At 68.6% G+C, this 12,457-nt stretch carries 9 protein-coding genes and 2 pseudogenes; 6 read left to right on the plus strand and 5 right to left on the minus strand.

Features of this window, described 5'->3' with window-relative positions:
- The first annotated feature begins 14 nt into the window (after window positions 1-14).
- From PV396_RS34975 to PV396_RS34990, 4 genes and pseudogenes are all read left to right on the plus strand, one after another.
- A complete protein-coding gene (locus PV396_RS34975) occupies window positions 15-2,015 on the plus strand; it encodes an ABC transporter permease (protein ID WP_319211596.1) in 2,001 nt (666 codons plus the stop codon).
- The gene (locus PV396_RS34980) at window positions 2,012-2,779 is read left to right on the plus strand and encodes an ABC transporter ATP-binding protein (protein WP_319211598.1); all 768 of its coding nucleotides are present in this window, start codon (window positions 2,012-2,014) and stop codon (window positions 2,777-2,779) included. The genes PV396_RS34975 and PV396_RS34980 overlap by 4 nt, the downstream gene beginning before the upstream one ends.
- Window positions 2,776-3,483: an ABC transporter ATP-binding protein gene (locus PV396_RS34985; protein WP_319211600.1), complete on the plus strand. Its 708-nt coding sequence runs from the start codon at window positions 2,776-2,778 to the stop codon at window positions 3,481-3,483. Before PV396_RS34980 ends, PV396_RS34985 begins: the two co-directional genes overlap by 4 nt.
- Before the next feature lie 370 nt (window positions 3,484-3,853).
- Window positions 3,854-4,560, plus strand: a pseudogene (locus PV396_RS34990) (LysR substrate-binding domain-containing protein).
- Here the strand turns inward: PV396_RS34990 and PV396_RS34995 are convergent.
- The 3 genes and pseudogenes from PV396_RS34995 to PV396_RS35005 form a co-directional block, all read right to left on the minus strand.
- The gene (locus PV396_RS34995) at window positions 4,508-5,257 is read right to left on the minus strand and encodes a ferredoxin reductase (protein ID WP_319211602.1); all 750 of its coding nucleotides are present in this window, start codon (window positions 5,255-5,257) and stop codon (window positions 4,508-4,510) included. The pseudogene PV396_RS34990 and the gene PV396_RS34995 overlap by 53 nt on opposite strands.
- Window positions 5,258-5,292: 35 nt before the next feature.
- Window positions 5,293-6,041, minus strand: a pseudogene (locus PV396_RS35000) (PIG-L deacetylase family protein).
- Between the two features lie 199 nt (window positions 6,042-6,240).
- Window positions 6,241-6,783: a (2Fe-2S)-binding protein gene (locus PV396_RS35005; protein WP_319211603.1), complete on the minus strand. Its 543-nt coding sequence runs from the start codon at window positions 6,781-6,783 to the stop codon at window positions 6,241-6,243.
- A gap of 279 nt (window positions 6,784-7,062) precedes the next feature.
- On the opposite strand from PV396_RS35005, the gene PV396_RS35010 reads away from it, so the two are divergent.
- Window positions 7,063-7,647, plus strand: coding sequence for a helix-turn-helix domain-containing protein (locus PV396_RS35010; RefSeq protein ID WP_319211605.1), 585 nt, complete (start codon window positions 7,063-7,065; stop codon window positions 7,645-7,647).
- A gap of 109 nt (window positions 7,648-7,756) precedes the next feature.
- Complete coding sequence (locus tag PV396_RS35015; RefSeq protein WP_319211607.1) at window positions 7,757-10,153, plus strand: SpoIIE family protein phosphatase; 2,397 nt, start codon at window positions 7,757-7,759, stop codon at window positions 10,151-10,153.
- A 68-nt stretch (window positions 10,154-10,221) separates the two neighbouring features.
- On the opposite strand, the gene PV396_RS35020 is transcribed toward PV396_RS35015, so the two are convergent.
- Together PV396_RS35020 and PV396_RS35025 are read right to left on the minus strand one after the other, a co-directional pair.
- On the minus strand, window positions 10,222-11,526 hold the full coding sequence (locus tag PV396_RS35020) for a DUF3533 domain-containing protein (RefSeq protein WP_416071530.1): 1,305 nt from the start codon (window positions 11,524-11,526) through the stop codon (window positions 10,222-10,224).
- 148 nt (window positions 11,527-11,674) lie between these two features.
- Window positions 11,675-12,445 (minus strand): maleylpyruvate isomerase family mycothiol-dependent enzyme, encoded by a 771-nt coding sequence (locus tag PV396_RS35025; protein ID WP_319211611.1) that lies wholly within the window; start codon window positions 12,443-12,445, stop codon window positions 11,675-11,677.
- Window positions 12,446-12,457 lie beyond the last annotated feature (12 nt).

Genomic DNA, 12,457 nt, shown 5'->3' on the forward strand with positions numbered 1-12,457 from the left:
AACGGACACAGTCCATGGAACAGTTGCTGCTCTTCGCCCTGCTCGGTCTCGGGCCGGGCGCCCTGATAGCCGGTATGGCCCTCGGTATCGTGGTCACCTTCCGGGGGTCCGGCATCATCAACCTGGCCACCGGCGCAGTCGCGATGCTCGCGGGCTACGCCTTCTGGGCCCTGCAGTCGGACCACTTCGGCCTCTCCCTGGGACCGGCCGCGTCGCTGGCCGGGGCACTGGTAGCCGCTGCGGTCACTGGACTGCTCAGCGAGTACCTGGCGTTCCGGCCGCTGCGGAACGCCCCGCCCCTGGCCAAGCTCGCGGCCTCGCTGGGGCTGCTGCTGACGGCGCAGGCCGCCGTACTGCTCGGGTTCGGCACCGAGCCCCGGCAGATGCAGAGCCTGCTGCCCGACACGGCCGTGACCGTCCTCGGGGCGATCATTCCCGTCGACCGCTTCATCCTGGCCGGTGCCGTCGTCGTACTGACGCTCATCCTGATCGCGCTCTACCGATGGACCCGGTTCGGCCTGGCCAGCAGGGCCGCGGCGGAGAACGAGCAAGCGGCCCTGCTGGCCGGCCTGTCCACGAAAGAACTCTCCCTGACGGGCACACTCATGGCCAGTGTCGTCGCGGGCGGGATCGGTGTCCTGGCGGCCCCCATCGTGCAACTCGACTCGACGACCCTGCCATTGCAGGTCGTACCGGCCCTCGCGGCGGCGCTGTTCGCGCGGTTCACATCGCTGGGCATCGCGTGCACTGCGGGTCTGCTGATCGGTGTGCTCCAGTCGGTGCTCTCCTACCTGTCGACCCAGACCTGGTTCCCCACTGACGACGGCAACGCCCTTCCCGGCGTCCAGCAGCTGCTGGTCTTCGCCTTCATGACCGTGGCGTTGTTCCTGCGCGGGGCGGAACTGCCTGGCCGAGGTGACGAGACGCAGCAGCGGCTGCCGTCGGTACCGGTTCCCGAACGGCTGCGGCGTACGGCGCTGTTGTCGGCGGGCGTGTGCGTCGTCGCGCTGGTCGTCTTCCCGTTCGGCTTCCGGCAGGCCCTGACCAATTCTCTGATCGGCGCCGTGATCGTGATGTCACTGGTCGTCATCACGGGCTTTGTCGAACAGATCTCAGTCGTACAGCTGGCGCTTTCCGGAACGGCGGGATTCCTGCTGTCCCATCTGACGGCCGACGCCCACATCCCCTTCCCGTTCAGCCCGCTGATCGCGGTGGTCGCAGCGACCGCGCTGGGCGTCGCCATCGGGGTGTCGGCCCTCAGGGTGCGAGGGGTGAGCCTCGCCGTGGTCACCCTGGCCGCCGCGCTGGCCATGGAGCAGGCACTGTTCGCCAACTCCTCGTTCGGCGGCCTGGGCGGTGTCCAGGTTCCCTCTCCGGAACTCTTCGGCATCTCACTCGGCACCGATGCCTCCTTCCGCGGCCTGGACAGCTCCGAGCCGAGCCCGGTGTTCGGGTTCCTCGTGCTGGCCGTCACCGTCACGATCGGTCTGTACGTGGCCAACCTGCGCCGCACCTCACTCGGCCGCCAGATGCTGGCCGTGCGCTCCAACGAACGCGCGGCGGCCGCAGCCGGGATCAACGTCCGCAATGTGAAGGTCGCGGCGTTCGGCATCAGCTCCTTCACCGCAGCCACCGCAGGCACCCTCTACGCGTACAACTTCTCGTCGGTGAGCGCCGGCCGCTTCACCGCGCTCGCCTCGCTCGGACTGCTCGCCTTCGCGTATGTCGGCGGGATCACCATGGTCTCGGGCGCGGTGTTCGCCGGTCTGCTGTCCACCGAGGCACTCATCCCCCACGCCCTGCAGGAGTGGTTCGGAATCAGCGGCACCTGGGCGCTGCTCTTCGCCGGCGTCTCCCTGATCCTCACTCTGGTGATGAACCCGGATGGAGTGGCGGGCGCCCGCCACCGCAGCAAGCGGGAGAAACGGCTGCGGCGAGCGGCACCAACGGACAAGAGCGGCCCTTCGGACCAAGCCGACGGACAGATTCAGCAGGCTGCGGAGGTGACCGGATGAGCGGGCTGACGGTACATGGCCTCAGCGTCAGCTACGGAGGCGTCCACGCGCTGTCGGGCGTGGACCTGGAGGTGGGCGAGGGGCAGCTCGTCGGTCTGATCGGCCCCAACGGCGCGGGCAAGACCACCTGTATCGACGCCCTGACCGGCTTCGTACGCCACGGCGGCCGAGTGGAACTGGCCGGAGCGGACCTCGGCAGGCTGCGGCCGCACGACCGGGTTCGGCACGGACTCGCCCGGACCTGGCAGAGCATCGAGTTGTTCGACGGCCTCACCGTGGCCGAGAACGTGGCGGTGGCCACCGCCCAGCGGACGGGGTGGGCGGCGACCTGGCGGGAGACCTTTCGCAGGCCCGGCGGCCTCGACAAGGCCGTCCAGGAGGCCCTGTCCGTCGTCGGGCTCGACCGGCACGCCGACATCCAGGCCGTCGACCTGTCCCAGGGCGAACGCAAGCTGGTCGGAGTCGCCCGTGCTCTGGCGGGTGGGCCCCGCGTCCTGTGCCTGGACGAACCCGCGGCCGGGCTGGACAGCGAGGAGAGCCTCCGACTCGGCCGGCGACTGCGCACCGTCGTCGACGCCGGCACCGGAATGCTCCTGGTCGACCACGACATGGCCCTCATCCTCGATGTCTGCGACACCGTCGTGGTGCTGGACTTCGGCAAGGTCATCGCCAGCGGTCCCCCGGACCAGGTGCGGGAGGACCCCCAGGTCGTCGCCGCCTATCTCGGAGGTGCGGCCACCACGGCACAGCGGGAGGCATCATGAGCGACCACATCCTGCACATCGACGGTCTCACCGCCGGATACGACGGTGTGGCGGCTGTCAGGAACGTGCACATCACGGTCGGGCGCGGCGAGGTCGTCGCCCTGCTCGGGGCCAACGGCGCCGGGAAGACCACGACGCTCAGAGCCGTCTCCGGGCTGATTCGCCCGCTCGCAGGAAGCATCGCAGTCGGCGGCGAGTTCCTGGGAAAGGCTTCACCGAGCACGCGCGCCAAGCGTGGGATCGCCCATGTCCCAGAAGGGCGTGGTGTGTTCGCCGGACTCACGGTCGCGGAGCATCTCCGGCTCGGTTACCGAGGCGAACACCTCGACGCGGACGAGGTCTACGAGAGGTTCCCGGCCCTGTCCCGGTTGAAGCACCAGCGGGTGGGACTGCTGTCCGGGGGTGAACAACAGATGCTGGCTGTGGGCCGGGCGCTCGCCCGACGCCCCCGGCTGCTCCTGCTGGACGAGCTGAGCCTCGGTCTGGCACCGGTGATCGTGGAGCAGTTGCTCCCCGTCATCCGGGAGTTCGCCGATGACACCGGGTGCGGGGTCCTCATGGTCGAGCAGCACGTCCAGCTGGCTCTGGAGGTTGCCGACCGGGGGTACGTGTTGTCGCACGGCGAGATCACCGCCGAACGGCCCGCTCGGGAACTCGCGGAGGACCACGGCCTGATCCTGGCGAGTTATCTGGGCGGAATCTGAGCGTCCTGGACCCGAAGTCGCCGCTGTCACCCTGTCGACGGCGGCGACAGTCGTGCCCTCCGGGAGAGCGGTTACAACTCGTCCCGCTGAGATCAGGGCACGCGGCCGATAGCGACGGGGGCACACCACCCCATAGCTTCGACAGTGGTCGGCTGTCGATACGTACAGGCTCCAAAGGGCCCTGAGCCCACCGACGATGCAGATCTGGGAACCGCACATCGTGAACGCCCTTCTGCCGACACCATGCAGGAGCGGTCCGTACGATGAGCGCGATCGAAGACGGTGACAAGCGCACGCCGACGTGATCGCCGCACAGTGGGAGCGGGCCCGCACCGACCTCGCCGCCTGGCAGGAGGGCCGCCGCGGCGCGGTGACCATCGGCGCCTTCTCCAGCGCCATCACGGGGCTTCTGCCGCATGCGCTGCGACGCCTGACCGAGCACCACCCGCAGGTCCTCTTCGCGGTCGTCGAAGCCGAACCGCCAAACCTGTTCCCCGTCTCGACGGCGGGCAGGTCGACATAGCCGTGGCTGTGGACTTCGCTGCCGCTCCGCCCCACACCGACCGCCGTTACAACCGCACCGACCTGCTGGTCGACATCCTGGATCTGGCCCTCCCCCAGGCCCACCCCTGTGCGCAGCGGGAGCACATACCGTTGCGAGACCGGGCGATCACCCGGTCCCTGTGCGCCGCGAACGGTTTCACCCCCGACATCCGTCACGCCGTCAACGACTGGCAGTCCCTCGCCGCCCTCGTCGAGACGGGCATGGGCGTCGCGCTGGTGCCACGTCTGGTCCAGCCGCTCCACCGCCCCGGCCTGGTCCTGCGTACACCGGCGGGACCACCGCCCACTCGACATGTCTTCGCGGCCGTACGCACCGGATCCGACAGCGACCCCGTCTTGAGCACGGTCCTCGAACACCTACGGGCAGCGGCTACCAAGATCAGCGACCCGTCCGGCGCATCAGCCCTCCTGCGGTGGAACCCGCGTGTCCTGAAGTCTGATCACGCGGCAAGCGAGCCGATCACGGGTCGCCCTCCACCACATCGCTGCAGGCCCCTGAGGGCAGAACGGTGAACCGCTCCACGCTCAGCGCATCGGACGGCCATGGCACGCAGTTCTCTCGCACTGCGGCCGTCAGGCTCTCGGGACCACTGCAATAGACCAGGGCCGAGGGGGCCGGATCGCCCAGAAAGCCGGCGAGGCCGGGCGGCCCATAGCGGTCCTGGGACCAGACGACTACGCGCTCCCGATAGCAGAGCAGCTCGGGCAGAAATGCCATGGCCGACCGGTTCCTGCCGGTGTAAAGGAGGGCCCAATCCGCCCCCTTGGCGTCGACGTGGGCCAGCATCGGAAGGAGCGGAGCGATGCCGATTCCGCCGCCGACGAACAGATAGCGCCGCGCGGACCGCAGGCGGAAGCCGTTGTGCGGACCACGGAAGCGCAGCTCAAGTCCCACACGGGCGTGCTCGTGGACCCACTTCGATCCACCTCGCCCGAAAGATTCTCGCAGCACCGCGATCCGCCAGCTCCACGTCTCTTCCGACGAGCCGCACAGCGCATACGACCGCACCATGCCGTTGGGCAGGAGGACATCGACGTGTGCCCCGGGCTCCCAGGGCGGCAACGGTCTCCCGGAGGCCGATCCCAACTCCAGCGCCACGATGTCGTCGGCGACGACCGACCTTGACAGCACGACGAGAACACCGTCGTGCTCGGCAGCCATGGGCGCCTCGGTCGGGTCTTCGGCGCCTGTGGGGGCAGCAGCTGTCATCTTGCTCGTCGCACCTGCCGCGGCGGAGGACATCGCTAGGCCAGGACGCTGGTCGTCTGCGGGTACAGCCGGACATACGCCTCGCCCATGGTCGTGTGCGGAAGGCCTGGATTGGCGCCCGCGTTCCGCTTGAGCTGGACACCACGGCGCTTCGCCAGGTCGGTGTAGTAGTCCCACATGTGCTGCTGCGCGGCCAGGCACTCCATTGCCTGCGCTTCCGAGCGAAGACCGCCGTGATGTCGAGCAGGACGTCGGGTTTGAAGCCGCACTGTTCCGGCTGGTGCGGCTCGAAGAAGAACACGGGCGGCGCGCCCAGCGGTTCTCCGGGAGCGTCATGGCCGACCGCCTGCGCCAGCACACGAGCCTGCAGCGCCATGCGGGCTGCGGCCGGATGATCACCGTTGTACGGGTCGACGAGGGTGTGGGTGAGCACCGCCGCCGGGCTGACTTCCCGGAACACGCGAACGATACGGTCGACCAACTCCTGCGATTCGAGCAGCGGATAGTCCCCGGCATCGAGGAACTCGATCTCCGCGCCCAGCGCGGCCGCGGCACTCGTGGCCTCGGCCCGGCGCAGGGCCTTGATCTCGTCGAGGTCGAGTCCGTCCCGCCAGGCCTTCGCGGACTCGCCGCGCTCTCCGACGCTCAGGCACAGTACCTTGGCGCGCCGACCACGCTCGGCTGCCAGGGCCAAGGCGCCACCGGCCCTCCATACGAGATCGCCGGCGCGAGCGCTGACCACGAGCAGCGGGCCGTCAGTCGGTGGAGAGGCGGTGACGCTCATCAAGGGCTCCTGTGGCTCAAAAGGTGAGGGAGGGGCGACAAGAAGGTGCGGCAGCGACACATACCAGGGCGATGACTTGACCCCATGCCCCCTGGTGCACCCCACGGACCCGGAGCTCATAGGGGAGAAGCTGCTCGGACCCGTGGGGGCGGTCCCCACGCTAGGCGGGTGCGCACACGGCGGGAACGCGAACAATGACTTATCCGACGTGGCGCTTCGACCAGAGGGTGAACAGGTCAAATGACGTAGATAGTGGCCGAGGCCAGCGGTCTTCGATGCTGCCATCGACCACAGACCACTGCTGGCTTCCGTGAGCACATACCCCGGATGACGTGCCTGTTGGTGGCCTGGTGTCCCTACGAGGAACAGCGCTCGTCCAACTCCCCGCCACTGTCGGCAGATGCTCGGTCGCCGCGCTGGGCGCGCCCTCCTTGTGCTCGGCGAGCATCCCGATCGCCAAGCAGATCTGACCCGGCGTGCAATACCCGCACTGGAACCCGTCCGTGCGCACGAACGCCGCCTGCAACGGGTGATCGACCCCCTCGATCGTCGTGATCTCACGGCCCTCGTACTGCACCGCCAGCGCCAAGCACGGATTGATCCGCCGTCCACCAGCACCCTGGTGGCAGCCCTTCTTGGTGCCGGTCAGGCCCAGGTACTCACGCAGCGCGTCGAGCAGGCTCACCCGCGGCGCGACGTCCAGTCTTCGGGCCGACCCGTTGATCCGCAGCTCTATCTCCACCTGTCATTCCTCCGGTTCACCCGCGTACTCGTTCTTCAGGGTGTCCGGGACATACGACAGGACCAGACGGACACCGCCCCGCGGGCCGAGGACCCGTCAGCGAGCCGCCCTTAGAGCAGTTACTAGAACAGCAGAGATCCGATTCAACCATTGAACTGCATCAATTATGTCGCAATTTTATACATACATGCAACTTTATTGATGCAATAATGAAGTAACGCCTGCAGGACACGAGCACGGCCTCGGTGTATCAGGAGCAGACAACGATAGGGAGCAGCTATGGGTCGGCCACTGCGTGCCGATGCCGCGCGCAGTGTGCGCGCGATTCTGGAGGCGGCCGAGCGGGTGCTCGCCGAGGACCCCGGCGCATCCATGGAGCAGATCGCCGAGGCAGCGGGCGTGGCGAGAACGACCGTGCACCGGCGGTTCACAAGCCGTCAGGCTCTCATCGAAGCACTCGCCGTCTCGGCGAAGCGCCAGCTCATGGAGGCCATCGAGGACGCCCACCTGGATACCGCTCCTCCGCTCGTAGCGCTGCACCGCGTCACCGCGAACACACTGCGGATCAAGAGCGTCTGGCGATTCGCCCTCGGCCACCCCCTGGCCGGCACCCCGCTCACCGCAATGATCTGGTCCGAGATCAACGACGGCGCCCTCGAGTTCCTTGCCCGAGCGCAGCGCGAGGGACTCCTCGCCCCGGACGCGGACTTTGTCTGGGCACGGCGGGTCTACTACGCCCTCGTCGACGAGGCCCTGCACGGGAGCGGCGCGGACCTGGACCCGGACCAGGTTCGAAAGAACGCGGACGTACTTGCCACACGCATCGTCGACACGCTGCGGCGCGGCGTAGGACTGCAGGGCTGAACCGCACCCCGGCGGGTGTACGCCAGGCGCCCGTCTCGTCTTGCTCTCGGCCGTTTCTGGGACGATCGTGGACAGTGCCTCGGCACAAGGCAGGAGGGCGAGGTGTGCCATGCATCGCACCAGCGGACCAGTCGACCGACGCGCACGTCAGCGGGATGGGGCCCACGTCGACGAGTCCGTCACGATAGCCGTGACGGACGGGAACGCGTGTGTGGCCTACTGGAGTCGCGAGGCCCAGGAGCTTCTGGGGTACACCCCTGCGGAGATCATCGGCCGACCCTTGGACGACCTCTTCTCCGACGACGGCGCGACGTTCCGGCATCGCGACGGCAGCCTGCTGGATGCGAGGGCCCATCTGAGCCCACTGCTCAGCACGACACAGCAACAGCACTTCCTCGTGACAACCGTGCCGTCACCGGGGACGGGGAAGCTGCAGGACCTCATGTGGTGGATGCTGGAGCAGCAGTCCCCATCCCTCTCGATCTACGACCGTGAGGCGCGACTGCTGTGGGCGAACGAGGCCACCCGGCGGGCGGTCGGCTTCGTTCAGAGCGAAGTCCGCGGTCGGCGTCCCACCGAGTTCCTCCGAGGTGCGGGGTTCGAGGAGGCGGAGCGGCGGATCCTCCGGGTCGGTGAGACCGGGGAGCCGGAGTACACCGAGCTCTTCGACGCGTTCCCGCGTGAACCCAGAGCACACGCCTGGGCCGTGGACGTCTTCCCTCTCAAGGACGCGAACGGCAGGGTGCACGCCGTGGGCCTGGTGGCGAGCGACTACTCCGAGCAGCACCACAGCCGCGAGCGCATGGCCTTGTTGAGCGAGGCCCGGACGCGCATCGGCGCGAGCCTGGACGTGACGGGCACGAGCCAGGAACTCGTCGACCTGACGGTGACGGTGTCCCGCTTCGCCGACTTCGTCAGCGTCGATCTGCTGGACGACGTCTTCCGTGGTGCGCTGCCCGGTCCCGGCCCCCACACGGGACCCGTCTCGCTGCGACGGGCGGCGCAGGGGGGCACCTGTCCGCTCCCGCCCAATACGGTGCTCGGCGTCGGCGCGATCCACACTCATCCGCAGTCGTCCCCCATCGGCCGCTGCCAGGCCAACGGCCGTCCGGTCCTTGGCGGCGCCAAGGACCCCGACATCGTTCGGTGGCTTGCCGAGGACCCCGCCCCTGCGGCGTATGCCCGCGCCTTCGGGACACACTCCGTCCTCGCAGTGCCCATCCGGGCTCAGGGCGTGATCCTAGGGGCCGCCCTCTTCCTCAGAGACTCGGGCTCCCTGGATCCCTTCGGCCCCGATGACCTGACCGTCATCGAGGACCTGGTGGCCAGGGTCGCCGTCTGCCTGGACAACGCCCGTCGGTTCACCCATGAGCGCGGCATCGCGCTGGCCCTCCAGCGGTCCCTGCTGCCCCGGGGGCCGACTCTCCACCCTGCCGTCGAGACAGCGTCCCGCTATGTTCCTGCGGGCGGCAGTGCCGGGGTGGGCGGCGACTGGTTCGACGTGATCCCACTCCCCGGCGCACGAGTCGGCCTCGTCGTCGGCGACGTCGTGGGCCATGGCATCAGCGCCTCAGCCACCATGGGCCGCCTGCGCACAGCGGTGCGCACCCTCGCCGACATCGACCTGGCACCTGACGAGCTCCTCACCCACCTCGACGACATCGTGACCCACTCCGGGCCCCCGGGAGACATCGATGACGCCTCCGACCCCTCGGAGTCGGAGATCCCGGGAGACATCGGAGCCACCTGCCTGTACGCCGTCTACGACCCCGTCTCCGGCACCTGCTCGCTGGCCCGCGCCGGCCACCCGGCCCCGATCCTCGTGGGATCGGACGGAACGGCCCGCGTCGTCGACCTGCCCGCCGGCCCTCCCCTCGGACTAGGGAGCCTGCCCTTCGAATCGGCGGAGTTCACGGTGCCCGAGGGAAGCCTCCTGGCTCTGTTCACCGACGGCCTCATCGAAAGTCGCCGTCACGACCTGGACGAAGGCAACCGCAGACTGTGCCAGGCACTCGCCCGGCCACAGCCCTCGCTCGAAGCCCTCTGTGACACGGTCCTGGACAGCCAACACCGCGCGGCCGACGGCGACGACGTCGCCCTGCTGCTGATCCGAACCCGGACCCTCCGCCCGGAGAGCCTGGCTTCCTGGGAGCTGCCCAGTGATCCTGCGATCGTGTCCGAGGCACGCAAACGGACCTGCGACCGCCTCACCGAATGGGGGCTCGAGGAGGCCTCGTTCATCACAGAACTCGTCGTCAGCGAGTTGGTCACGAACGCCATCCGCTACGGCACCGGCCCGATCCGACTGCGACTGATCAAGGACCAGACACTCACCTGCGAGGTCTCCGACTGCAGCAGCACCAGCCCTCACCTGCGCCGGGCCCGGCTGAGCGACGAAGGCGGCCGCGGCCTGCTCCTGGTCGCCCAGCTCACCGAGCGGTGGGGCACTCGCCATACGCGCGCAGGCAAGACCATATGGGCCGAACAGGTCATCCATACCGCCTGAGTCGACGCCCGACCGCCGCGCGACCACGCCCGAGAACGGGAGCCGGCGCTTGCCCGTCCGATGTTCGGTTACGCCGCCGGGACCGCTACCCGTGTCGATTTGTCTTCGCCGACGGGGATACGGTGCAGCCCCTTACGGTCGTACCAACCGGTCACGCCGAACCCGAACAATGCGGCCGCTGCGAGACCGACGGCCATCATGACCCAGCCCCGGGTCAGGCCCGCGTCGCCTTGTGCGCCGTAGTAGAGGATCGAGCGGACGCCACCGGTGATCTGTCGCAGCGGCTCGAACTCCGCGAGGAAGCGGTAGAAGCTGGGCAGCGCCTCGATCGGCGTGGTGGCACCGGCCGTCGGCACGGCCATAGCGATGTAGATCAGCGTGACAAGCAGCATGCCGGGTGTTCCGAAGACGGCGAGGAGGGTGAGCGCGCCGATCCCGGCGACGGCGATGGCGGCCACCGAATACAGCCACAGCAGCGGCAGATGCGAGGCGTCCATGCCCATGATGCCGACCGCGCCGACCATGACCAGGGTGCCCATCAGCAGGGACAGCGCCGCCATGAGGGTACTGGCGATGGCGAGGGTCTGTACCCGGGTGGCCCGGATCAGCGGGCGGTGCAGGCGCAGCGGACCCATGTCGTTGTGGGTGTACCCGAGGGCATGGTCCACCTGGCCGCTGATCACGTTGGCGGAGAGCATGCCGCAGACCACGAGGGTGAGCGCGTAGTAGAACGCCGTCAGGCCCAGGCCGCTGTGCGAGTCGAGCGGATGCCCGTCCTTCACTGTGACGGCGGCCGGGTCGGCGAGCAGGACGCGCGCCGCGGCGGGCAGCTTCGCCTCTGCGGTCCCGCTCTGTGCGGTCAGTTCCTTGCCTATGCGGAGGGAGACACTCTCGGCTGCCTGGGTCGTCGCGGTCCGCGCCAGACCGGAGCCCAGGCTGCCGGCGGACTGGTTGGTCAGCACCGTCAGCGTCGGACGCACCGGGGTCCCGGTGGCCGCGGTGCCGGTCAGGGCGGTGGTGGCGGAGGTGAAGCCATCGGGCACGACGAGCGCGCCGAAGAGCTTGCCCTGGCCGAGTTCCTCCTTCATCTCCTTCTCGTCCATCACCTTCCACTCGATCTTGTCTCCGCCGGCGGTGGAGGTCGTGATCGACCGGGTTGCCTGCGCCCCCAGGTTGACCTGTCTCCCGTCGACGGTCGTCCCCTTGTCGGCGTTGACGAGGCCTACGGGCAGCTTGTGCAGGTGGGCCACCGGATCGACGTTGGCGCCGATATAGAGAACCGCGAACAGCAGGGCCAAGGTGCCCGCGATGGCGCCGTTGACGATCCACAGGCCTCGGGCCCGCAACACGCGGAAAGGATGAAACCCATCCATGACAAACTCCAGTTTCTGCAAAGAACTACGGAGAGAAGGGCTGGAGTAGCGTCATCGCGGATCCAGATCCTCACTCGGTCTCTCGGGAGGCTCCCCGACCATGGGTCGGCTCCCGAGCCTGATCAACTGCCGGGTCAGGGGCAGCCGCTCACACCACCCTCACGAAGTCCAGGAACCGGGCGGCGTAGTCGGAGTCGCCGGAAATCCGCAGGTCCCGATGGCGCCAGTCGGCGCGGTGGGTGGACCATTCCGGGAAATCGACGGCCCGTCCGGTGATCGTGGCGGTCGGCTTGTCCGACGGTCCGGCCTTCACCACGGCGCCCGGGCCCACGGTCCAGACGCCCCCGCCCGGCCCCTCCAGCTCGATCGTGACGGGACGGTCGAACCACTCCGGCCGCGCCGACTTCAGCTGGTTCCTCAGGACAGCGAACATCCACTCCAGCACCACGGCCATCCGGTTCACGTCGGTGCCCGGAACCGGCCGTCCCAGCGCGGGAGCGATGTCGTGGCGCAGGTGGGTGTGATGGTCGAACGTCATCGCGCCGGCGATCATCACCCCGCCCGGGTACCAGCCGAGCTCGGCCATCGGCATACGCATCCAGTCGAGGGGCAGCCGGGCGGCCACGCCGATCATCCGGCTCCAGCGTTCGTACTCGGCGAGCGTCCGTGAAACGGGCTGGCCGCGGCGCTGGTCGACGAACAGGTCGTTGGTTCGCTCGAGGTCCCTCATACGCATCATGGTCACAACGGAGGGCGTGAAGAACGAGCGGCACGTTGCGGCGACGTGCGCCACCACATCCTGCACGCTCCACCCGGCCGCCGTGCTCGCCGCCCTCCATTCCTTCTCGTCCAGTTCGCCGGCGAAGCGCAGCCACTCGGCGCGCTCCAGACGGAAGGCTTCCGCACGGTCAGGTCGCATTGGTAATCCTTT

The sequence above is a fragment of the Streptomyces sp. ME02-8801-2C genome, from assembly GCF_033793965.1.
In the GTDB taxonomy this organism is placed as follows: domain Bacteria; phylum Actinomycetota; class Actinomycetes; order Streptomycetales; family Streptomycetaceae; genus Streptomyces.

Coding starts and splice junctions, on each gene's coding strand:
- PV396_RS35025 (WP_319211611.1), bottom strand. CDS start 12,445: ATGCGACCTGACCGTGCGGAAGCCTTCCGTCTGGAGCGCGCCGAGTGG.
- PV396_RS35010 (WP_319211605.1), top strand. CDS start 7,063: ATGGGTCGGCCACTGCGTGCCGATGCCGCGCGCAGTGTGCGCGCGATT.
- PV396_RS34980 (WP_319211598.1), top strand. CDS start 2,012: ATGAGCGGGCTGACGGTACATGGCCTCAGCGTCAGCTACGGAGGCGTC.
- PV396_RS35015 (WP_319211607.1), top strand. CDS start 7,757: ATGCATCGCACCAGCGGACCAGTCGACCGACGCGCACGTCAGCGGGAT.
- PV396_RS35020 (WP_416071530.1), bottom strand. CDS start 11,526: ATGGATGGGTTTCATCCTTTCCGCGTGTTGCGGGCCCGAGGCCTGTGG.
- PV396_RS34985 (WP_319211600.1), top strand. CDS start 2,776: ATGAGCGACCACATCCTGCACATCGACGGTCTCACCGCCGGATACGAC.
- PV396_RS34975 (WP_319211596.1), top strand. CDS start 15: ATGGAACAGTTGCTGCTCTTCGCCCTGCTCGGTCTCGGGCCGGGCGCC.
- PV396_RS34995 (WP_319211602.1), bottom strand. CDS start 5,257: ATGACAGCTGCTGCCCCCACAGGCGCCGAAGACCCGACCGAGGCGCCC.